Annotated in this window: 20 protein-coding genes and 1 riboswitch; of the genes, 6 read left to right on the top strand and 14 right to left on the bottom strand. The window is 73.0% G+C overall.

Going from position 1 to position 20,181, the window contains the following annotated elements; genetic code table 11:
• Nucleotides 1-61 precede the first annotated feature (61 nt).
• Nucleotides 62-248: riboswitch (cobalamin riboswitch) on the bottom strand.
• 123 nt (nucleotides 249-371) lie between these two features.
• A complete protein-coding gene (locus KM933_RS31485) occupies nucleotides 372-779 on the top strand; it encodes a CoA-binding protein (protein WP_221358571.1) in 408 nt (135 codons plus the stop codon).
• A gap of 54 nt (nucleotides 780-833) precedes the next feature.
• On the opposite strand, the gene KM933_RS31480 is transcribed toward KM933_RS31485, so the two are convergent.
• The 4 genes from KM933_RS31480 to KM933_RS31465 all read right to left on the bottom strand — a co-directional run bounded on the left by KM933_RS31480 (nucleotide 834) and on the right by KM933_RS31465 (nucleotide 4,001).
• Nucleotides 834-1,631 carry a VOC family protein gene (locus tag KM933_RS31480; RefSeq protein WP_221358569.1) on the bottom strand — a complete coding sequence of 266 codons (798 nt, stop codon included), beginning with the start codon at nucleotides 1,629-1,631 and terminating at the stop codon, nucleotides 834-836.
• A 284-nt stretch (nucleotides 1,632-1,915) separates the two neighbouring features.
• Nucleotides 1,916-2,473, bottom strand: a complete 558-nt coding sequence (locus tag KM933_RS31475; RefSeq protein ID WP_221358567.1) for a YbaK/EbsC family protein — start codon at nucleotides 2,471-2,473, stop codon at nucleotides 1,916-1,918.
• 43 nt (nucleotides 2,474-2,516) lie between these two features.
• Nucleotides 2,517-3,089 (bottom strand): helix-turn-helix domain-containing protein, encoded by a 573-nt coding sequence (locus KM933_RS31470; protein WP_308013602.1) that lies wholly within the window; start codon nucleotides 3,087-3,089, stop codon nucleotides 2,517-2,519.
• A 75-nt stretch (nucleotides 3,090-3,164) separates the two neighbouring features.
• Nucleotides 3,165-4,001, bottom strand: a complete 837-nt coding sequence (locus KM933_RS31465; protein WP_221358566.1) for an acyltransferase — start codon at nucleotides 3,999-4,001, stop codon at nucleotides 3,165-3,167.
• A gap of 129 nt (nucleotides 4,002-4,130) precedes the next feature.
• Here KM933_RS31465 and KM933_RS31460 point away from each other — a divergent pair, with 129 nt between their 5' ends.
• Nucleotides 4,131-4,661 (top strand): gamma carbonic anhydrase family protein, encoded by a 531-nt coding sequence (locus tag KM933_RS31460; RefSeq protein ID WP_221358564.1) that lies wholly within the window; start codon nucleotides 4,131-4,133, stop codon nucleotides 4,659-4,661.
• Nucleotides 4,662-4,703: 42 nt separating this feature from the next.
• Here the strand turns inward: KM933_RS31460 and KM933_RS31455 are convergent, their stop codons facing one another.
• The 8 genes from KM933_RS31455 to iolC all read right to left on the bottom strand — a co-directional run bounded on the left by KM933_RS31455 (nucleotide 4,704) and on the right by iolC (nucleotide 13,565).
• Complete coding sequence (locus tag KM933_RS31455; protein ID WP_221358590.1) at nucleotides 4,704-5,339, bottom strand: DedA family protein; 636 nt, start codon at nucleotides 5,337-5,339, stop codon at nucleotides 4,704-4,706.
• A 185-nt stretch (nucleotides 5,340-5,524) separates the two neighbouring features.
• On the bottom strand, nucleotides 5,525-6,235 hold the full coding sequence (locus KM933_RS31450) for a glycoside hydrolase family 3 N-terminal domain-containing protein (protein ID WP_430727394.1): 711 nt from the start codon (nucleotides 6,233-6,235) through the stop codon (nucleotides 5,525-5,527).
• A gap of 193 nt (nucleotides 6,236-6,428) precedes the next feature.
• Nucleotides 6,429-7,211, bottom strand: a complete 783-nt coding sequence (locus KM933_RS31445; RefSeq protein WP_221358562.1) for a GntR family transcriptional regulator — start codon at nucleotides 7,209-7,211, stop codon at nucleotides 6,429-6,431.
• 30 nt (nucleotides 7,212-7,241) lie between these two features.
• Nucleotides 7,242-8,738 carry a CoA-acylating methylmalonate-semialdehyde dehydrogenase gene (locus KM933_RS31440; protein WP_221358560.1) on the bottom strand — a complete coding sequence of 499 codons (1,497 nt, stop codon included), beginning with the start codon at nucleotides 8,736-8,738 and terminating at the stop codon, nucleotides 7,242-7,244.
• 97 nt (nucleotides 8,739-8,835) lie between these two features.
• Nucleotides 8,836-10,710, bottom strand: coding sequence for a 3D-(3,5/4)-trihydroxycyclohexane-1,2-dione acylhydrolase (decyclizing) (gene iolD, locus KM933_RS31435; RefSeq protein ID WP_221358551.1), 1,875 nt, complete (start codon nucleotides 10,708-10,710; stop codon nucleotides 8,836-8,838).
• A gap of 58 nt (nucleotides 10,711-10,768) precedes the next feature.
• On the bottom strand, nucleotides 10,769-11,650 hold the full coding sequence (gene iolB, locus KM933_RS31430) for a 5-deoxy-glucuronate isomerase (RefSeq protein WP_221358542.1): 882 nt from the start codon (nucleotides 11,648-11,650) through the stop codon (nucleotides 10,769-10,771).
• A gap of 55 nt (nucleotides 11,651-11,705) precedes the next feature.
• Nucleotides 11,706-12,584 carry a Cgl0159 family (beta/alpha)8-fold protein gene (locus tag KM933_RS31425; protein ID WP_221358540.1) on the bottom strand — a complete coding sequence of 293 codons (879 nt, stop codon included), beginning with the start codon at nucleotides 12,582-12,584 and terminating at the stop codon, nucleotides 11,706-11,708.
• A 30-nt stretch (nucleotides 12,585-12,614) separates the two neighbouring features.
• Nucleotides 12,615-13,565, bottom strand: a complete 951-nt coding sequence (iolC, locus tag KM933_RS31420; protein WP_221358538.1) for a 5-dehydro-2-deoxygluconokinase — start codon at nucleotides 13,563-13,565, stop codon at nucleotides 12,615-12,617.
• 254 nt (nucleotides 13,566-13,819) lie between these two features.
• Here iolC and KM933_RS31415 point away from each other — a divergent pair, with 254 nt between their 5' ends.
• From KM933_RS31415 to KM933_RS31400, 4 genes are read left to right on the top strand one after another with little or no spacing between them, the layout of a single operon-like run.
• Nucleotides 13,820-14,836, top strand: a complete 1,017-nt coding sequence (locus KM933_RS31415) for a sugar ABC transporter substrate-binding protein (protein WP_221358536.1) — start codon at nucleotides 13,820-13,822, stop codon at nucleotides 14,834-14,836.
• Nucleotides 14,837-14,841: 5 nt separating this feature from the next.
• Entirely contained in the window at nucleotides 14,842-15,915 is a 1,074-nt protein-coding gene (locus tag KM933_RS31410) for an ABC transporter permease (protein WP_221358534.1), read from the top strand.
• A gap of 3 nt (nucleotides 15,916-15,918) precedes the next feature.
• Complete coding sequence (locus tag KM933_RS31405) at nucleotides 15,919-16,887, top strand: ATP-binding cassette domain-containing protein (RefSeq protein ID WP_260334431.1); 969 nt, start codon at nucleotides 15,919-15,921, stop codon at nucleotides 16,885-16,887.
• A complete protein-coding gene (locus tag KM933_RS31400; RefSeq protein ID WP_221358532.1) occupies nucleotides 16,887-17,906 on the top strand; it encodes a Gfo/Idh/MocA family protein in 1,020 nt (339 codons plus the stop codon). The genes KM933_RS31405 and KM933_RS31400 overlap by 1 nt, the downstream gene beginning before the upstream one ends.
• 137 nt (nucleotides 17,907-18,043) lie before the next feature.
• Here the strand turns inward: KM933_RS31400 and KM933_RS31395 are convergent, their stop codons facing one another.
• Complete coding sequence (locus KM933_RS31395; protein ID WP_221358530.1) at nucleotides 18,044-19,066, bottom strand: Gfo/Idh/MocA family protein; 1,023 nt, start codon at nucleotides 19,064-19,066, stop codon at nucleotides 18,044-18,046.
• A complete protein-coding gene (locus KM933_RS31390; RefSeq protein ID WP_221358528.1) occupies nucleotides 19,063-20,067 on the bottom strand; it encodes a Gfo/Idh/MocA family protein in 1,005 nt (334 codons plus the stop codon). Before KM933_RS31390 ends, KM933_RS31395 begins: the two co-directional genes overlap by 4 nt.
• Nucleotides 20,068-20,181: the final 114 nt, after the last annotated feature.

Raw genomic sequence — 20,181 nt, 5'->3', positions numbered from 1 at the left:
TCCTCGGGCGTCGAGGGCTCGGACGCGGAGCCCGGTCGTACGGTGCTCCCCCGCCGTCCTGTGACCGCGGGGGCCGCCAGCAGGTCTTCGGACTCGGGTTCACCCGGACGGGGCGCCTTCCCGGACCGTCGTTCCGGTCCAGTGGCCGATGCCCCGCCCGTCACCCTCACCGCTGCGCGTCAGCTCCGGATTTCCACCGGATTCCCTGACCCACGTACATGGGTTCGACTGGCTCCGGCAAGCTATCACGGCGCCTTTCGCGACGGCGCGGCCCCTCGGCGGGACCTGCGCCGGGACCGGCGCCGGGAATCACCGCGGCGTGTCCGCTGTTGTGCCGCGCAGCAGCCACCACCCCATTCCCAGGAGGCCCCGTGCACGGCGACCAGGCAACGATCCGCAAGATCCTCACCGAGCTGGGCGACACCTGGGCCGTCGTCGGCCTGTCGTCGAACGAGGAGCGTCCCGCGTACGGCGTCGCGGCGGTGCTCAAGCGCTACGGCAAGCGCGTGGTCCCGGTGCACCCGAAGGCCGAGACGGTCCACGGGGAGAAGGGGTACGCCTCCCTGGCGGACATCCCCTTCGAGGTCGACGTCGTCGACGTGTTCGTCAACAGCGACCTGGCCGGTTCCGTCGCCGACGAGGCCGTCGCCATCGGCGCCAAGGCCGTCTGGTACCAGCTCGGCGTGATCGACGAGGCCGCCTGCGGGCGCACCCGCGCGGCGGGCCTCGACATGGTCATGGACCGCTGCCCGGCGATCGAGATCCCCCGCCTGGGCTGACCCGCGCGGCCGGGCCCGTTCCGGTGGCGCGGTCCCACCGCTGTTCCTCCGGGGTCACCGCTGTTTCTTCGAGGTCACCGTGAACTGCGCCCCGTCGGGGTCGCGCAGCACCGCCTCCGCGGCGGTCGCCCCGTCCCGGACCGTGCCCCCGTGGGCCAGTGCGGCGCGCACGCAGGCGCCGACGTCGGCGACCGCGAAGTGCACCTGCCAGTGGGGCCGGATCGTGGGGTCGGGGGCCGCCTCCACCGCGCCCGAGTGGATACGGGCCACGACGTCGCCCTCGCTGCGCAGGACCACCTCGTCCCCGTCGTAGTGCACCTCGCAGCAGCCGGGCCGCGAGGTCGCCCATTCCAGCACCCCGCCGTAGAACATGGCGGCGTCGAAGGCGTTGCGCGTGTGCAGGCGCAGGAAGGCGGGGGCGGCCCGCCGCCAGGTGTCCCAGCCGACGACGAGCCGGCCCTCCCAGATGCCGAAGACGGCTCCGTCGCGGTCCGCCAGCAGGGCCGCCCGCCCCGGCGGGAAGCCGATGGGCCCGACGGCGGTCGTCCCGCCGCGCTCCTGGCCGCGGGCGACCGCCTCGTCGGCGCTGTCCACGGCGAAGTACGGGGTCCAGGCGACGGCCATCTGCCACATCGAGGCGACGGCCGCGATGCCCGCGACCGGCACTCCGTCCGCGTAGGCGATCCGGAAGCGGTCCATCAGCGAGGCCGTCCGGAAGTGCCAGCCCAGCACCGCCCGGTAGAAGTCCTCGGCGGTCTGCTGGTCGCGCGCCGTCAGGCTGACCCAGCACGGGGCACCGGCCACCGAGTGGCTGGAGACGACGTCGTTGCGGACACTTGCGTCGCTGTTCATGGCAGTACCGTTCCTGAGATCGCGCCGGGGGCGTGGGCGGGTACCCGACAGCGCCGCAAGCGCTCGCCGGGCCGTGGTTCCGTCTCCCTCAGCATCCCCCGCCCGCGCCCCCCGCGCCCGGAGGCAGGCGGGATCCCGGTCCCCGAGCACCCGGAAGGCCACGTCCGGAACGGGCCGGACGCCCGTTCCCCGGCGGACAGATCACCCGGCGGCCCACGCCGCGCAGGTTGACGAGGGCCGCGAGCCGCGCCGTCCGGCCGGTCCCGCGGGGCCGGCCGGACGGCTCAGGCGACCCCGAGCCCCTCCACCACCTCGGCGTTCGGCAGTTCCGCGAAGGCCCGCCCGGGCACGAGCAGCTTGCCGCGCCGCCGGCCGCTGCCCACCAGTACGTACGGCAGGTCGACGACGGCGGGGTCGACCAGCACCGGCCACCCGGCGGGCAGCCCGATCGGGGTGATGCCGCCGTACTCCATGCCCGTCCCGCCGGTCGCCGTGTCCATCGACGCGAACGATGCCTTGCGCGCGCCGAGCCGGCGCCGGACCACGCCGTTCACGTCGACCCGGGTGGCGGACAGCACCACGCAGGCGGCGAGGGTCGTCTCCCCGCCGCGCCTCCCCTCGACGACCACGCAGTTCGCGGACCGGTCGAGGAGGTCGGGGCCGTAGTGCTCCAGGAAGGTCGCGGTGTCGGCCCACTCCGGCTCGGTGTCGACGTACACGATCCGCTCGGCGGGAACGCTCCCGCGCCAGTCGCGTACGGCGTCGGCGACCGGGCCGGTCAGTACGTCGAGGCGTTCGGGGGCGGGCGTGGCGTCGGCGAAGTCTCCGAGGGGTGCGCGCATGCCCGCACGCTAACAGGCGGGCGAAGGGCCTTCGCCGGGTGCCTCAGCGCACACCGGGGACCGACACCGTCATGACCATCTCCACGGGTACGTCACCGGCGTTGGCGTACGTGTGCGGGGTGTTGGCCTCGAAGGAGGCGCTCGCGCCCGCCGGGACGCGGTACTCCGTGCCGTCGACGGTGAGCGCCAGCTCGCCCTTCGTGACGTGGATGAGTTCGACGGTGCCCGCGGGGTGCGGGTCCGAGGGGCTGCCCTCGCCCGGCATCAGCAGCCAGTCCCACATCTCCAGCGGGCCGGGCGCGTCGGCGCCCGCGAGGAGCCGGTTGTAGCTGCCGGCATCGGTGTGCCAGAGCCGTACGGCCTGCTCGGCCGGGACGATCCGGACCGTCGGGCCCTGCTCGTAGTCGAGCAGGGTGGTGATGCTGATGCCCAGCGCGTCACCGATCTTGACGACCGTGCCGAGGCTGGGGTTGGTCCGGGCCTGCTCGATCTGGATGAGCATGCCGCGGCTGACCCCGGCCCGGGCGGCGAGCGTGTCCAGCGTGAAGCCGCGCTCGGTGCGCCAGCGTCTGACGTTGCGCGCCAGCGACTGGGTCAGCAGGTCGAGGTCCGACACATTCCGTCCAATATTTTGAATTACGCAATTCAGTCGACCGGGCCACGGAGGGGCCGGCGGATCGGTCACCGAACTTTACTGCCCTGTCCGGCCGGTGTGCCGGCTGCGGGCCGTCGTGGCTGGTCGCGCAGTTCCCCGCGCCCCTTCGGGGCCCGTCTCTCCGGGGGCCCGTAGTGCTGCCAGGCCCTCCGCGTCCAGTTCGGCCAGTGCCAGTAGCTGTTCCGGGGTGATGCCGTCGGGGATCGGGACCGGCGCCGGGGTCCTGAGCGGCGGCTGCCAGCCGTCGTCCGGGGTCCAGCGCCGCACGACCCGGGCCGGCGCCCCGGCCACCACCGCGTGGTCGGGCACGGCACCGCGCACCACCGCACCGGCCGCCACCACCACGTTCCGCCCGATGCGCGTCCCCGGCAGGATCACCGCGCCCGTGCCGATCCAGCAGCCCGGGCCGATCTCCACCGGCTCCATCCGCGGCCACTGCTTGCCGATGGGCTTGTGCGGATCGTCGTACGAGTGGTTGGTGGACGTCACGTACACATAGGGACCGAAGTAGCAGTCGCTGCCGATCGTGACCGTCGTGTCGGCGATGACGTGGCTGCCGCGGCCGAGGACGACGCCGTCGCCGATGCTCAGTATGGGCTCGGGGCCGAGGTCGAGGTCGGGCATCAGCCCGGCGGTCAGGGTGACCTGTTCGGCGATGACGCAGTGGTCGCCGAGGCGGATCCACGGCTCGCCGAAGACCGTGCCCTGCGGGAAGGCGAGCCTGGTCCCCGTCCCCAGCGCGCCGAAGCGCAGCCGTCCGGGGCGCTCGGCGGTCACCGCGCCCGTCCGCCGCACCCAGGCCCAGCCGGCGTGGACGGCCCGCTGGACCAGACGGCGCCGCCGGGACGAGAACGTGTTCTTGCTCTTGGGCACCCGCACACCGTACTCAGCGGCCCGTCCGCCCAGGAGCCCGTCCGGCTGTGATCTTCGCCCCACCCGTCGCGGTCCCGTCCCCGTACGTCCCTGTACGGTGCCGGTACCCACGAGGACGAGGAGACGGCGATGACGCACGGGGCGCTGGTCATGGGGATCGGCGGCAAGGAGCCGCGGATCGACGCGGAGGCGTTCGCCGCGCCCACGTCCGTGGTGATCGGCGACGTCGTCCTGCGGCCGGGCGCGAGCCTCTGGTACGGCGCGGTGCTGCGCGCGGACTGCGGTCCGATCGTCATCGGCGCGGACAGCAACGTGCAGGACAACTGCACGCTCCACGTCGACCCCGGGTTCCCGGTCACCGTCGGGGAGCGGGTGTCCATCGGGCACAACGCCGTCGTGCACGGGGCGACGGTCGAGGACGGCTGTCTGGTCGGGATGGGGGCCACGGTCCTCAACGGGGCGGTGATCGGGGCCGGTTCGCTCGTCGCGGCGCAGGCGCTGGTGCCGCAGGGCATGCGGGTCCCCCCGGGCTCGCTCGTGGCCGGGGTGCCCGCGAAGGTGAAGCGGGAGCTCACCGACGAGGAGCGGGAGGGGATCTCGCTCAACGGGGCGCTGTACGTGGAGCTGGCGAAGGCCCACCGGGCCGCCCACGGAGGGTAGGCCCGGGTTCCGCGGACGGCCGCGGGTCCGTCCCCGACGGGGCTAGTCGGTCGCCGGGACCGGCTCCCGCTCCGGTGCCATGTTCCTCGCCTTGCGCCTGAGGACCAGCATCGAGGTGAGGCCGATCAGCACGGCGGCCACCAGGCCGAGCCAGGAGAAGCGCTTGAGCCAGGACTCGGCGACCACGCCCACGTAGTAGACGACCGCGGTGGTGCCGCCCGCCCAGAGGATCCCGCCGAGCACGTTGGCCGTCAGGAACTTCCAGTACGGCATGCGCAGCACACCCGCGAGCGGGCCCGCGAAGATGCGCAGCAGGGCGATGAAACGGCCGAAGAAGACGGCCCACATGCCCCACTTCTGGAAGGACCGCTCGGCGGTGGCGATGTGGCCCTCGCTGAAGTGCTTCGGGAACCTCGCGCCGAGCCGGGCCAGCAGCGGGCGCCCGCCCTTGCGGCCGATGGCGTAGCCGATGGAGTCCCCGATGATCGCCCCGGCGGTCGCGCAGACGCCGAGCACCACGGGGTCGATGTCGCCGTGCTGGGAGGCGAGCAGGGCCGAGGAGACCAGGATGATCTCGCCCGGCAGCGGGATGCCCAGGCTCTCCAGTCCGATGACCAGGGCCACCAGCGCGTAGATGCTGACCGCGGGCACGGTCTCCAGCCATTCCTGGACGTGCAACGCCTGTTCCTCCCGATCCACCGCGGTCCGGGCCGGGCCCGGCGTGCGCCCGGTCGCGCGCACGCCGGGCAGCCTACCCGTTCACTTCTCCGGCCCGGAGCCTCCGCCGGCCTCCCCCACCCCCTGCCCCTACGCCCTGCCCCCTGCTCACACCCCGGCCCGCACCTCGACCGTCGTACGCAGCCTCAGCGCGCGGGACGAGGCTCCCACCCACACGGTCCGCCGCCCCGTGTCGCGCACGGTGAAGGCCACGTCCAGCCCGTCCGCTGCCCGCCGCACCGCCAGGTCCCCGTACCCGAAGGAGGTGTACGAGAGTGGTTGTTCATCGCGTAGTGCTTGACGGTCGCGATGAGGCCCTCCTCCTGGATGCCCCTGATCTCCTCGGCGACGAGGTCGGCGGAGAGGAGCGGGTCCTCGCTGAAGGTCTCGAAGTCGCGGCCCGCGTAGGGGGTGCGGACGAGGTTGGCCATCGGGGAGAGCAGGACGTCCTGGCCGAGGGCGCGCCCCTCGTGGCCGATGACCCGGCCGTAGCGGCGGGCCAGGGCGGGGTCGAAGGCGGAGGCGAGCAGGACGGGCGCGGGCAGGGCGGTGGCGCGGCGCCGGACGCGGACGCCGGCGGGGCCGTCGGCCAGGCGCAGGGGCGGGATGCCGAGCCGCCGTACGCCGGGGACGTAGCCCGCCTGGCCGAGGGACTCCGGGTCGGTGGCGCCGTGCAGCAGGGAGACCTTCCCGTCCAGGGTGAGCCGGGTGAGGAGGCTCTCGACGCGGGGACCCGCGGCCGGTTCGCGCGCGGCCGCCCGGGCCGGCGCGGGGGCGCCTGCGGTCGCGGCGAGGGCCACGGCGGTGGCCCCGCCCAGCAGGCGCAGGACGGAGCGCCGGGACACGGTGCCGGGCATGAGGTGTCACCCCTCGGTGGGTACGGGCACGAGGAGGCGAACCGCGGGGCGCACGGTCGGCGGCCCTTCCGGGCTCGCCCTCCGGACGCACTGTGCGGCACGGGGACCGGGACACTCCGTCAGGCGCCACCGGAACGGCGGAAATCCCCCGCCTGCGCCGCGCGGGCCCGGCGGTCGTGGTCGGCCGGGGGCGTCAGGGGCGTACGAGCAGCTGGAAGTCGAAGGTGTAGCGGGACGCCCGGTAGACGTGGGTGCCGTACTCCACGGCCCGTCCGGTGTCGTCGTAGGCCGTGCGCCGCATGGTGAGCAGTGCGGCTCCCGCGGGTTCGTCGAGCAGGCGGCCCTCCTGGGCGGTGGCGCTGCGGGCGCCCACGGTCTGGTGGGCGCTGTGCAGGGTGATCCCGGCGGACCGCATCAGCCGGTAGAGGCCGGTCGCCTCCAGCCGCGCGGTGTCCAGGTCGAGGAGCGCGGCGGGCAGGTGGTTGCGCAGGTGGGCCATGGGTTCGCCGTGGGTGGAGCGCAGCCGTTCGAGCACGATGACGTCCCGGCCCTCGGGGATGCCGAGGGCCGCGGCGACCTCCGCCGAGGCCGACTCGATCTCGTTGCGCAGGACCCGGGTGGCGGGACTCTGCCCGGCGGCCGCGAGGTCGTCGTACAGGCTGCTCAGTTCCAGCGGGCGCCGGACCTGGCTGTGCACCACCTGGGTGCCGATGCCCCGGCGGCGTACCAGCAGGCCCTTCTCCACCAGGGACTGGATGGCCTGGCGGACGGTCGGCCGGGACAGGCCGAGCCGCGCGGCGATGTCCACCTCGTTGCCCAGCAGGTCGCCCGGGGCGAGCGCCCCGTGCTCGATGGCGGACTCCAGCTGCTGGGCGAGCTGGTAGTAGAGCGGGATCGGGCTGCCCCGGTCCAGGGCGACCTCCAGGCGTTCGAAGGCCCCGGCGGTGGCCGGACGCGCGGTTCCGGTCTGTGTCACGGCAGCCCTTCCCTTCGGGTGCGGCGTGCGTCAGGAGTTGCTGGGGAAACCCAGGTTGATGCCGCCGCCGTCGGCGGGGTCGGGCCAGCGGGTGGTGATGACCTTGCCCTGGGTGTAGAAGGCCACGCCGTCGTTGCCGTAGATGTGGTGGCCGCCGAAGAGGGAGTCCTTCCAGCCGCCGAAGGAGTGGTAGCCGACGGGGACGGGGATCGGCACGTTGACGCCGACCATGCCGGCCTGGACCTCCAGCTGGAAGCGGCGGGCGGCGCCGCCGTCCCGGGTGAAGATCGCCGTGCCGTTGCCCCAGCGGGAGCCGTTGATCAGCTCGACGGCCTCCTCGTACGTCTCGGCGCGCACCACGCACAGCACGGGGCCGAAGATCTCGTCCCGGTAGGCGTCCGCGGTGACCGGGACCTTGTCCAGGAGCGAGACCCCCAGGAAGAAGCCCTCCTCGTGGCCCGGCACGGTGAGGCCCGTGCCGTCCACGACGACCTCGGCGCCCTGCGCGGCGGCGCCCGCCACGTACGAGGCGACCTTGTCGCGGTGCTCGCGGGTGATGAGCGGGCCCATCTCGCTGCCCGGGTCGTCGCCGGGGCCGATCCGCAGGTTCCCGGCCCGTTCGGCGATCTTCCCGACCAGCTCGTCGCCGGTGCCGCCGACCGCGACGACGACCGAGACGGCCATGCAGCGCTCGCCCGCCGAGCCGTACGCGGCGTTGATGGCCTGGTCGGCGGCGAGGTCCAGGTCGGCGTCGGGCAGCACCAGCATGTGGTTCTTGGCGCCGCCGAGGGCCTGCACGCGCTTGCCGTGCTCGATGCCCTTGAGCTGGATGTACTTGGCGATGGGCGTGGAGCCGACGAAGGAGACGGCGGCGACGTCCGGGTGCTCCAGGAGGCGGTCCACGGCCTCCTTGTCGCCCTGCACGACGTTGAGCACGCCGTCCGGCAGTCCGGCCTCGGAGGCCAGCTCGGCCAGCCGGAACGAGGCGGAGGGGTCCTTCTCGCTCGGCTTGAGGACGAAGGTGTTGCCGCAGGCGACGGCCAGCGGGAACATCCACATCGGCACCATCGCCGGGAAGTTGAACGGCGTGATGCCCGCGACGACACCGAGCGGCTGGCGGATCGCGGCCACGTCGACCCGGTTCGAGACCTGGGTGGACAGCTCGCCCTTCAGCAGCTGCGGGACCGAGCAGGCCAGTTCGACGATCTCCATACCGCGGGCGACCTCGCCGAGCGCGTCGGAGTGCACCTTGCCGTGCTCGGCGGTGATCAGCCGGGCGAGCTCGTCGCGGTGCGCGTCCAGCAGTTCGCGGTACTTGAAGAGCACCGAGGTCCGCTTGGCGAGCGAGGCGGTGCCCCAGCTCCCGAAGGCGGCCTTCGCGGCGGCGACGGCGGCGTCCACCTCGTCCGCGGAGGCGAAGGGCACCTGCTTCTCCTGGGCCCCCGTGGCCGGGTTGTAAACGGGGCCGAAGCGGCCGGAGGTGCCCGCGACGGGCTTCCCGCTGATCCAGTGGTCGATGTTCTTCATACGGTGCCGGTCCTTTTCGTGAACGGGAGGGAGCGGGAGGGACGCCCGGGCGGGTGCGGGAGGGAGCGGGAGGGACGCCCGGGCGGGTGCGGGAGGGTCACAGGTGGCGGCGGCGGCCGGCGGCCTGCCGGTCGTACTGCGCGCGGGCGCGGGTGGCGGCCTCGCGGGAGGCGACCTCGGCGACCGGTACGTCCCACCACGCCTCGGCGCCGGGGGCGGTGGGCGTCGGGTCGGTCTCGACGTACACGCAGGTCGGCCGGTCGGAGGCGCGGGCGGCGGCCAGGGCGTCGCGCAGTTCGCGCACGGTCCTGGCGCGCAGGACGTCCATGCCGAGGCTGGCGGCGTTGGCGGCCAGGTCGACCGGCAGCGGAGCACCCGTGAAGCTTCCGTCGGGAGCCCGGTAGCGGTAGGCGGTGCCGAAGCGCTCGCCGCCCACCGTCTCGGACAGGCCGCCGATGGACGCGTACCCGTGGTTCTGGAGGAGCACCAGGTTGACGGGCAGCCCCTCCTGGACGGCCGTGACGATCTCGGTGGGCATCATCAGGTACGTGCCGTCGCCGACCAGCGACCAGACCGGGACGCCGGGTGCGGCCTGCTGGACGCCGATGCCGGCCGGGATCTCGTAGCCCATGCAGGAGTAGCCGTACTCCAGGTGGTACTGGCGGGGGCCGCGCGCACGCCAGAGCTTGTGCAGGTCGCCGGGGAGCGAGCCGGCGGCGTTGATGACCACGTCCTCGTCGCCGACCACGGCGTCCAGGGCGCCGAGGACCTGGGTCTGGGTGGGGACCGCGTGCTCGTCGTCCGCCCGGTAGGCGGCGTCCACGACGGCCTCCCAGCGCTCCTTGCCCTCCCGGTACTCCGCCTCGTACGCCTCGTCCACCCGGTGGCCGGCCAGCGCCCCGGTGAGGGCCTCCAGACCGGCGCGGGCGTCGGCGACCAGGGTGCGCGCGCTCAGTTTGTGCGCGTCGAAGGCGGCGACGTTGAGGTTCAGGAACCGCACGTCCGGCTCCTGGAAGAGCGTGCCGGAGGCGGTGGTGAAGTCCGAGTAGCGGGTGCCGACGCCGATGACCAGGTCGGCGGTGCGGGCCAGGCCGTCGGCGACGGCGGTGCCGGTGTGGCCGATGCCGCCGACGTCCGCGGGGTGGTCGTACCGCAGGGAGCCCTTGCCGGCCTGGGTGGACGCGACGGGGATGCCGGTGGCGTCCGCGAACGCCCTGAGTGCCTCCTCGGCCTCGCTGTGGTGGACACCGCCGCCCGCGACGAGCAGGGGGCGCCGGGAGCCCCGTACGGCTTCCACTGCGGCGGCCAGCTCGGCCGGTTCGGGCGCCGGGCGGCGGACGTGCCAGACCCGGTCGGCGAAGAACTCCTCGGGCCAGTCGTACGCCTCGGCCTGGACGTCCTGCGGCAGGGCGAGGGTGACGGCGCCGGTGTCGACGGGGTCGGCGAGCACCCGCATCGCGTTCAGGGCGGACGGGATCAGCGCCTCGGGGCGGTGGACGCGGTCGAACCAGCGGGAGACCGGGCGCAGGGTGTCGTTGACGGACAGGTCGGCCTCGACCGGGTGCTCCAGCTGCTGGAGCAGCGGGTCGGCGACGCGGGTCGCGAAGTAGTCGCCGGGCAGCAGCAGGACGGGCAGCCGGTTGACCGTGGCCAGGGCCGCGCCGGTGACGAGGTTGGTGGCGCCGGGGCCGATGGAGGTGGTGACGGCCTGCGCGGAGAGCCGGTTGAGCTGGCGGGCGTGGCCGACGGCGGCGTGCACCATGGCCTGTTCGTTGCGGCCCTGGTGGAACGGCATGGCCTCCTCGCCCGCCTCGAGGAGCGCCTGGCCCAGGCCCGCCACGTTGCCGTGGCCGAAGATCCCCCAGGTGCCGGCGATCAGCCGGTGCCGCACGCCGTCGCGTTCGGTGTACTGCGCGGACAGGAAACGCACCAGTGCCTGGGCGACGGTCAGACGGAGCGTGGAGCGGCTCATCGGTTCCTCACTGGGATGCGGAGGCGGGACAGGAGGTCGGGGGCACAGGATCGGAGGGTCAGGAGTCGGGGGCCAGCCGGGGGTCGACCGGCTGGCTCTTCCAGGTGTCCCGGATCCAGGCGTGGTCGGGGTGGTCGCGGATCAGCCAGGCGCGGTCGGCGCCGGGGCCCGCCATGACGTTGAGGTAGTACATGTCGTGGCCCGGCGCGGCGATCGAGGGGCCGTGCCAGCCGTCCGGGATCAGCACGACGTCCCCGCCGCGCACCTCGGCCAGCACGTCCGTGCCGCTGCCGTGGCCGGACGGCGAGACCCGCTGGTAGCCGAGCCCGGGGGTGCCCTCGTGGCCGGCGATCTCGAAGTAGTAGATCTCCTCCAGCTCGGACTCCTCGCCGGGCCGCTCCTCGTCGTGCTTGTGCGGCGGGTAGGAGGACCAGTTGCCGCCGGGGGTGATGACCTCGACCGCGATGAGCCTGTCGCACTCGAAGACGTCGGCCGCGCCGAAGTTGCGGACCCGGCGGGAGCAGGTGCCGCTGCCGCGCAGTTCCACCGGCACGGCGTCGGCGGGGCCGTACCGGGCCGGCAGGCGGCGCTCGCAGCGGGCGCCGGTGAGGGCGAACCGGCCGCCCCCGGGGGAGGTGAGGGCGGCGGTCGCGTCCCTGGGCACGTAGACGAAGTCGCTGACGCCGCTGAACACGTCGGCGCGGCCCCGCAGCGCGAACTCGTCCCGGCCGAAGTCGTCGGTGACGGCGACGGAGCAGGAGCCGCCGAGCGGGAGGACGATCCACTCGCTGTCCCCGGCGGTGAACAGGTGCGTACCGCCGGGCGGCAGTTCCAGGACGCGCAGGCTGGAGTACGCCCAGCCCGCGCTCTCCGGGGTGACGTCCACGGCGTACGGGTCGCCGGTGGCCTTGCCCGCGGGCAGATGGTGTGCGCTGGTCACGAGAGGGGGTCCTTCCGATGTCCGGGCGGGCTGGTCGGGCGGGCTGGTCGCGCGGTCAGAGCAGGCCGACCGCGGTGTCCACCGCGGTCTCGACGGTGCCCTCGGCGGGGTAGAGCAGGGACCGGCCGACGACCAGGCCCTGGACGGTGGGCAGCCGCAGGCACTTGCGCCACTTCTCGTACGCGCCCTCCTGGTCCCCGCCGACCTCGCCGCCGAGCAGGACGGCGGGCAGGGTGGAGGTCTCCAGCGCGGCGGCCATGTCGTCCGGATCGCTGGTGACGGGCAGTTTCAGCCAGGTGTACGCGGAGGTGCCGCCGAGGCCGGAGGCGATGGCGATGGAGCGGGTGACGCCCTCCGCGGAGAGGTCGTTGCGGACCTTCCCGTCGACGCGGCGGGAGATGAACGGCTCCACGAACACGGGGAGCCGTCGTGCGGCCATGTCGTCGATCGCCCGGGCGGACGCCTCCAGTGTGGTCAGCGAACCGGGGTCGTCGTAGTCGATGCGCAGCAGGAGCTTGCCCGCGTCGAAGTTCATCCGGGCGATGTCCTCGGCGCGCTGGCCGGTGAAGCGGTCGTCCATCTCGAAGGCGGCGCCGGCCAGGCCGCCGCGGTTCATGGAACCCATGACGACCTTGCCCTCCAGCGCGCCGAGCAGCAGGAGGTCCTCCAGGATGTCGGCGGTGGCGAGCACCCCGTCCACACCCGGCCGGGACAGCGCGACGCACAGGCGCTCCAGCAGGTCGGCGCGGTTGGCCATGGCCAGCCGGTGGTCGCCGACACCGAGCGCGCCGCGTGCCGGGTGGTCGGCGGCCACGATCATGAGGCGGCCGCTGTCGCCGACGAGGGGGCGCCGGCCGCGGCGGGCGGCCGCTTCGGCCACGGCCTCCGGATGCCGGGCGCGCACCCTGACGAGGTCGGGGATGGTGATGCTCAAGGGGTTGGCTCCGTTTCGGGGATTGCGGTGTCAGCCGCGGGAGGTGACGAGGTCCTCGACCTCGGCGGCGGTCGGCATCGCGGAGGAGCAGGCGAGGCGGGAGGCGACCAGGGCGCCGGCCGCGTTGGCGTACCGCATCGTCCTCTCCAGTTCCCAGCCGGCCAGCAGTCCGTGGCAGAGCGAGCCGCCGAAGGCGTCGCCGGCGCCGAGGCCGTTGACCACCTCCACGGGCACGGGCGGCACTTCGGCGGCGGTGCCGTCGCGGTGGACGGCGAGGACGCCCTTGGGTCCCTGCTTGACGACGGCCAGTTCCGCACCGGCTTCGAGGAGCGCCTCGGCGCAGGCGCGCGGTTCCCGGACCCCGGTGGCGATCTCGCACTCGTCGAGGTTGCCGACGGCGACGGTGGCGTGCCGCAGGGCCTCGGTGTAGTACGGGCGGGCCTCCTCCGGGTCCTTCCAGAACATCGGACGCCAGTCGAGGTCGAAGACGGTGGTCCCGGCCCTGTCGCGGGACTTGAGGGCGGCGAGGGTGGCCGAGCGGCTGGGCTCCTCGCTCAGTCCGGTTCCGGTGATCCAGAAGATCTTCGCCGCGCGCAGGGCGAAGAAGTCGAGTTCGTCGGTGTGGATCTCCAGATCGGGCGCCTTGGGCTGCCGGTAGAAGTACAGCGGGAAGTCGTCGGGCGGGAAGATCTCACAGAACGTGACCGGCGTCGGGTGGTGCGGGACCGGGGTGACCCAGCGGTCGTCGACCCCGAATTCCTCCAGAGCCTGGTGGAGATAAGCTCCGAAGGGATCATCGCCGGTACGGCTGACGATCGCCGTCGTGCGCCCCAGGCGTGCCGCGGCGACCGCCACGTTGGCCGCCGAACCGCCGAGGAACTTGCCGAAGGTCTCGACGCGGGCCAGCGGTACGCCGGTCTGCAGGGGGTAGAGATCGACCCCCAGGCGACCCATGGTGATCAGGTCGAAGGACTCGGTCATACGCGTCGCTCCTCGTGGTGGCTGCGGACTTGTGGGGGTGGGGGTGCGGGGACCGGTGTCCTAGGTGTAAGACCGGGCGCCGATCCATGTCAAGACTTTGTACTTACATTCTCACGTGATCGTGAAGTGATGTCTTAACAAAGTATTGACAGCGGGGTATATCAGGGACTTACATCCCCTCCCAGCAGATCCCAACCGAACAGCCGAGCTTTCAGCTCCCTTCTCCCCCTGTCGCACAGTGAGGTGCCGGAAAGATGGACCGCACGTCTCGCCCCCGCTCCCGCAGATTCGCCCTCGTCGCCGCGGCCGCCGCGGCGGCCCTGATGGTCACCGGCTGCTCCAGTGACTCCGGCGGCAAGAAGGCCGAGGAGGACTCGGGCAACGCGTCCGCCGGCAAGGCCGACACCCCCCGCATGAAGGTCGCGATGATCACCCACGCGGCCCCCGGCGACACCTTCTGGGACCTCGTCCGCAAGGGGGCGGAGACCGCCGCCGCCAAGGACAACGTCGAGCTGGTGTACTCCAACAACCCCGACTCGGCGAAGCAGGCCAACCTCGTCCAGAACGCGATAGACCAGAAGGTCGACGGCATCGCGCTCACCCTCTCCAAGCCGGACGCCATGAAGTCCGTGGTCGCCAAGGCCAAGAAGGCGGGCATACCCGTCGTCGGCCTCAACGGAGGCATAGACGACTGGAAGGAGCAGGGCCTCCTCCAGTACTTCGGGCAGGACGAGTTCGTGGCCGGTGAGGCATTCGGCGAGAAGCTCAACGAACTCGGCGCCGAGAACAACATCTGCGTCATCCACGAACAGGGCAGCGTCTCCCTGGAGGCGCGCTGTTCCGGTGTGAAGAAGACGTTCAAGGGCAAGACCACCACCCTCAACGTGAACGGCACGAACATGCCGTCCGTGAAGTCGACGATCAACGCCAAGCTCAAGCAGGACTCCTCGATCGACTACGTGGTCACCCTCGGCGCCCCGTTCGCCCTGACCGCCGTGCAGTCCGTGGACGACGCCGGCAGCAAGGCGAAGGTGGCGACGTTCGACCTCAACAAGGAGATGGTCGACGCCGTCGAGGGCGGCGACATCGAGTTCGCCGTCGACCAGCAGCCGTACCTGCAGGGCTACCTGTCGGTGGACTCGCTGTGGCTGTACAGGACCAACGGCAACTTCAGCGGCGGCGGCCAGGAGCCGGTGCTGACCGGCCCGGCGTTCGTCGACAAGGAGAACGTGGCCGACATCGCGAAGTTCGCCGCGAAGGGCACGCGGTGACACCCATGACCCAGGCAACGGCACCGGCGGCGAGCCCCTCGTCGCCGGCCTCGCCGGCCGCTCCCCAGGACGGCCGGACCTCACGGCGGTCGCTGAGCCGCAGACTGGCGGCGCGCCCCGAGATCGGCGCCCTCATCGCGGCGATCGTGGTCTACGTCTTCTTCTTCACGGTGGCCACCCCCTTCCGTGAGGCGGGTTCGCTGGCCAACGTGCTGTACGAGGCGTCCGTCATGGGCATCATGGCCCTGCCGGTGGCGCTGCTGATGATCGGTGGCGAGTTCGACCTGTCCGCCGGTGTCGCGGTCACCACCTCCGCGCTGACCGCGAGCATCCTGAGCTTCCAGCTGTCCGTGAACGTGTGGACCGGCGTCGTCGTAGCCCTGGTGGTGGCGCTGGCGATCGGCGCCTTCAACGGCTGGCTGCTGGTCCGCACCGGCCTGCCGTCGTTCCTGATCACCCTCGGCTCGTTCCTGATCCTCCAGGGCGCCAACCTGGCCGTCACCAAGTTCTACACCGGGAACGTCGCCACCGACTCCATCAGCGACATGGACGGCTTCGACCAGGCGCGCAAGGTCTTCGCCTCGGAGATCGGCATCGGCGGTGTCGACGTCAAGATCACCGTCTTCTACTGGCTGGTCCTGGCCGCCGCCGCGACCTGGCTGCTGCTGCGCACCAAGTTCGGCAACTGGATCTTCGCGACGGGCGGCAACCAGGAGAGCGCCCGCGCGGTCGGCGTGCCGGTCACCTTCACCAAGATCGCCCTGTTCATGACCGTGGGCGCCGGTGCCTGGCTCGTCGGCATGCACATCCTGTTCTCGTTCAACACCGTCCAGTCCGGCGAGGGCGTGGGCAACGAGTTCCTGTACATCATCGCCGCGGTCATCGGCGGCTGCCTGCTCACCGGCGGTTACGGCTCCGCGGTCGGCCCGGTCATCGGCGCCTTCATCTTCGGCATGGTCTCCCAGGGCATCGTCTACGCCAACTGGAACCCCGACTGGTTCAAGGCATTCCTCGGCGTCATGCTCCTGCTCGCCGCCCTCGTCAATCTGTGGGTCCGCCGCCAGGCAACCCGGAGGTAACCCATGACCGACAACACCACCTCCACCTCCACCGGCGGCACCCCGGCCGACGCCCCGGCGGTCGCCGACGCGCCGGTCACCGGCACGAAGGCCGTCGACGCGAAGGCCGCGGACCGGGACGGCGGACAGCCGATCGTCCAGCTGCGCGGGGCCGGCAAGGCGTACGGCAACGTCCGCGCCCTGCACGGCGTGGACCTGGCAGTCCACCCCGGCCGGGTCGCCTGCGTGCTCGGCGACAACGGCGCCGGCAAGTCCACGCTCATCAAGATCGTCTCGGGGCTGCACCAGCACACCGAGGGCGAGTTCCTCATCGACGGTGAGGCGGTGCGGCTGAACACCCCGCGCGAGGCCCTCGACAAGGGCATCGCCACCGTCTACCAGGACCTGGCCACCGTGCCGCTGATGCCGGTGTGGCGGAACTTCTTCCTCGGCTCCGAGATGACCAGGGGCCCCTGGCCCGTACGCCGCCTGGACATCGCGGCGATGAAGCGGACCGCGGACGCCGAACTGCGCGCCATGGGCATCGTCCTGGACGACCTGGACCAGCCGATCGGCACCCTCTCGGGCGGCCAGCGGCAGTCCGTGGCCATCGCCCGCGCCGTCTACTTCGGCGCCCGCGTCCTGATCCTGGACGAGCCCACCGCCGCACTGGGCGTCAAGCAGTCCGGCGTGGTGCTCAAGTACATCGCCGCCGCCCGCGACCGGGGACTCGGCGTCATCTTCATCACCCACAACCCGCATCACGCCTACATGGTCGGCGACCACTTCAGCGTCCTGCGCCTGGGCACCGTGGAGCTCTCCGCGGCCCGCGGCGACGTCACGCTCGAAGAGCTCACCAACCACATGGCCGGCGGCGCCGAACTGGCCGCCCTCAAGCACGAACTGGCCCAGGTCCGCGGCGTCGACGTCGGCGGGCTGCCCGGGGAGCAGGACGTGAAGGCCCCCCTCGCCGCGTCGGAGGGCACGTCCTGATGACGCGGCGCGGAACGCTGGGCGTGGCCGTCGTCGGCACCGGCAGGATGGGGGCCGACCATGTGCGCCGGCTCCACGAGGTGACGAACGGGGCCCGGGTGGTCGCGGTCGCCGACGTCGACGCGGAACGGGCCAAGCGGACCGCCGACGGCATCGAGGGCTGCTCCGCGCACACCGACCCGGCCGCCGCGATGGCCGCGGACGGTGTCGACGCGGTCCTCGTCGCCTCGCCGGGGGCCGCCCACGAGGCGGCCCTGATGACGGCCTTCGAGCACGACCTGCCCGTCCTGTGCGAGAAGCCCCTCACCCCCGGCCCGGCCTCGGCGCTGCGCGTCCTGGAGGCGGAGCAGCGGCTCGGCCGGCGCCGGGTGCAGGTGGGCTTCATGCGCCGGTACGACGCCGAGTACATGCGCCTCAAGGCGCTGCTGGGGACGGGGCGGCTGGGCCGGCCGCTGATGCTGCACAACCGGCACCGCAACGTGGCGACCCCGCCCGGCTTCACCGGCGAGATGATCGTCAACGACTCCCTCGTGCACGAGATGGACATCACCCGCTGGCTGCTCGGCCACGAGATCAGCGCGGTCACCGTGCTGAAACCGGCGGCGTCGGGCAACGCCCCCGAGGGCCTGCGCGATCCGCAGTTCGTCGTGTTCGAGACGTCCGGCGGCGCGATCGTGGACGTCGAGGTCAACCTCAACTGCGGCTTCGGGTACCAGGTGCAGGCCGAGGTGGTCTGCGAGCGCGGCACGGCCCGCATCGGTGACGGCCACTCCCTGGTCACCCAGCAGGACGGCCGCTGGGGCGGCGCCGTCGCCCAGGACTTCACCGAGCGGTTCGAGGACGCGTACGACCGCCAGGTGCAGGCATGGGTGGACGCCACCCGGCGCGGCGAGGTCACCGGGCCGAGCGCCTGGGACGGCTACGCCGCGGCCGTGATCTGCGAGGCGGGCGTCCGCGCCCAGCGGGAGGGCGTCCGGGTCGAGGTCACCCTCACCGAACGCCCGGCGTTCTACGCCTGAGCCGCCCCTGGAGGGACGGGGACCCCGTCCCTCCAGGGGCGCGGGGAACCGCGCGACCCGCCCTCACCCACCCGCGGCCGACGAGCCCTCCGGCCCGCTCGGCCCGACCAGTCCGGCCCGACCCGCCCGGACTGGCGCTACGCGCCCGGGGGCTCCGTACGCGGCCGGGGCGCGAACCCCGCCCCCCGGTAGCACTCGTCGATCAGCCGCATCGTCGCCACCGCGTCCCCCGCGTCGAGCGGCAGCGCCGCCCCGCCGCGCACATGCGCGGCGAACGCCTCCAGCTGGTACGTGTACGAGGACCGCCTGCCGAGCCGTTCGGTCCGCTCCCCCGCCGGCGTACGGACGACGACCCGGTCGTCCCGGTGCGGCAGGACGAAGTTCAGCGCGGTCGCCTCACCGCGGGAGCCGACGATCCGGCAGGTCATCCGCAGCTCGCCGTGAGCCATGTGGCAGCGGGCGGAGCCGGTGGCCCCACCCGGGAAGGCGAGGTCCGCGTCCAGCCACTCGTCGACCCCGGGGGCACCCGCGCGGCCCTCGCCCCGGGCGCCGGCCAGGCTGGGCTCCCCGCCCGCCCAGGGGGCGAGCATCCGCAGGGCGTGCACGCCGTAGCAGCCGAGGTCCATCAGCGCGCCGCCCGCCAGGGACAGCGACCAGCGGGGGTCCTCGGCGGGTGGGGCGGGGACGGCGACGAACGCCTCGGCGTGCCGCAGCTCGCCCAGTTCGCCGGACTCCAGCAGCTCGTGCAGGCGCCGGGTGACGGGGTGGAAGAGGTAGTGGAAGGCTTCCATGAAGACGGTGCCCGCCTCCGCGGCGGCGCCCTGGACCTCGACGGCCTCCTCCGTGTTGCTCGCGGAGGGCTTCTCCGTCAGCACGTGCTTGCCCGCGGCGAGCGCGGCGAGGTTCCACGGTCCGTGCAGGCCGTTCGCCAGGGGGTTGTAGACCACCTCGACCCCGGGGTCGGCGATCAGGTCGGCGTAGGAGTCCAGGACCCGTTCGACGTCGTTCTCGGCGGCGAACGCCTCGGCCCGGGACCGGTCGCGGGCGGCCACCGCGACGAGGCGGTGGCCGGTCGCGCGGGCGGGGCCCACGAGGGACAGACCGGCGATGCGGGCGGCGCCCAGCACTCCGATGCGCAGCGGTTCGGCGGGGATCGTCATGCGCCGCGTACCTCCTCGATCGTGACGGGGCGGTGCTCGCGCAGGGAGAGGGTGCATGCCTCGGCGATCCAGCCCGCCTCCAGCGCCTCGGCCACGGTGCACGGCGAGGTCAGCCGCCCGGCGACGACGTCGGTGAACGCGCTGAGTTCGGCACGGTACGCCGCGGCGAAGCGGTCCATGAAGAAGTCGTGCGCGGGTCCCGCGGGGAAGGTGACGCCGGGCTCGACGGAGCGCAGCGGCAGCTTGTCCTCCAGGCCGACCGCGATGCTGTCCCGGAAGCCGTGCAGCTCCATGCGGACGTCGTAGCCGCGGGCGTTGTGGCGGGAGTTGGAGACCACGGCGAGGGTGCCGTCGTCCAGCGTCAGGACCGCCGCCGTGGTGTCGGCGTCCCCGGCCTCGGCGATGTAGGGCTCCCCGCGGTTGCTGCCGGTCGCGTACACCTCGGTGACCTCGCGTCCCGTGACCCAGCGGATGATGTCGAAGTCGTGCACGGAGCAGTCCCGGAAGATCCCGCCGGAGGAGGCGATGTACGCGGCCGGGGGCGGCGCCGGGTCCAGGGTGGTGGAGCGCACGGTGTGCAGCGGACCGAGCTCGCCGCCGCGGACGGCGGTGCGGGCGGCCACGAAGCCGGCGTCGAAGCGGCGGTTGTAGCCGATCTGGATCTCCACGCCGCTGTCGAGCACGGCGTGCAGGACCTCGACGCCCTCCTTCATGGTGCGGGCGACGGGCTTCTCGCAGAAGACCGGCACGCCCGCCTCGACGGCAGCGCGGAGCAGGCCGGGGTGGGCGTCGGTCGCGGCGGCGACGACCACGCCGTCCACGCCGGCGGCCAGCACGGCCTCGGGCGAGTCCTTCGCCTCGGCGCCGAAGCGTTCGACGGCCGCCGTGACCGCGCCCCGGTACGGGTCGGCGACGACGAGGGACTCGACCACGTCGAGCCGGGAGAGGGTCTCGGCGTGGAAGGCGCCGATCCGGCCGAGGCCGAGGATGCCGATGCGCATGGTTCGAGGGCTCCTTGCTGATGTGCTGATTGCTGATGTGCTGGTTGCTGACGTTCTTGGATGCGGGCGTGCCTGGACGCGGGCGTACCTGGACGCGGGGCCGGGTCCGCCGGG

This window comes from Streptomyces beigongshangae (assembly GCF_019710745.1).
GTDB classification, from domain to species: Bacteria; Actinomycetota; Actinomycetes; order Streptomycetales; family Streptomycetaceae; genus Streptomyces; species Streptomyces beigongshangae.
This window is presented reverse-complemented; position numbering and strand designations above follow the sequence as displayed.

What these genes read in the sequence shown, in the direction of transcription:
- KM933_RS31480 (WP_221358569.1), bottom strand. Translation starts at nt 1,631, where the DNA reads ATGAACAGCGACGCAAGTGTCCGCAACGACGTCGTCTCCAGCCACTCG.
- KM933_RS31475 (WP_221358567.1), bottom strand. Translation starts at nt 2,473, where the DNA reads ATGCGCGCACCCCTCGGAGACTTCGCCGACGCCACGCCCGCCCCCGAA.
- KM933_RS31460 (WP_221358564.1), top strand. Translation starts at nt 4,131, where the DNA reads ATGACGCACGGGGCGCTGGTCATGGGGATCGGCGGCAAGGAGCCGCGG.
- KM933_RS31450 (WP_430727394.1), bottom strand. Translation starts at nt 6,235, where the DNA reads ATGCCCGGCACCGTGTCCCGGCGCTCCGTCCTGCGCCTGCTGGGCGGG.
- KM933_RS31440 (WP_221358560.1), bottom strand. Translation starts at nt 8,738, where the DNA reads ATGAAGAACATCGACCACTGGATCAGCGGGAAGCCCGTCGCGGGCACC.
- iolD (WP_221358551.1), bottom strand. Translation starts at nt 10,710, where the DNA reads ATGAGCCGCTCCACGCTCCGTCTGACCGTCGCCCAGGCACTGGTGCGT.
- iolC (WP_221358538.1), bottom strand. Translation starts at nt 13,565, where the DNA reads ATGACCGAGTCCTTCGACCTGATCACCATGGGTCGCCTGGGGGTCGAT.
- KM933_RS31415 (WP_221358536.1), top strand. Translation starts at nt 13,820, where the DNA reads ATGGACCGCACGTCTCGCCCCCGCTCCCGCAGATTCGCCCTCGTCGCC.
- KM933_RS31410 (WP_221358534.1), top strand. Translation starts at nt 14,842, where the DNA reads ATGACCCAGGCAACGGCACCGGCGGCGAGCCCCTCGTCGCCGGCCTCG.
- KM933_RS31405 (WP_260334431.1), top strand. Translation starts at nt 15,919, where the DNA reads ATGACCGACAACACCACCTCCACCTCCACCGGCGGCACCCCGGCCGAC.
- KM933_RS31400 (WP_221358532.1), top strand. Translation starts at nt 16,887, where the DNA reads ATGACGCGGCGCGGAACGCTGGGCGTGGCCGTCGTCGGCACCGGCAGG.
- KM933_RS31395 (WP_221358530.1), bottom strand. Translation starts at nt 19,066, where the DNA reads ATGACGATCCCCGCCGAACCGCTGCGCATCGGAGTGCTGGGCGCCGCC.
- KM933_RS31390 (WP_221358528.1), bottom strand. Translation starts at nt 20,067, where the DNA reads ATGCGCATCGGCATCCTCGGCCTCGGCCGGATCGGCGCCTTCCACGCC.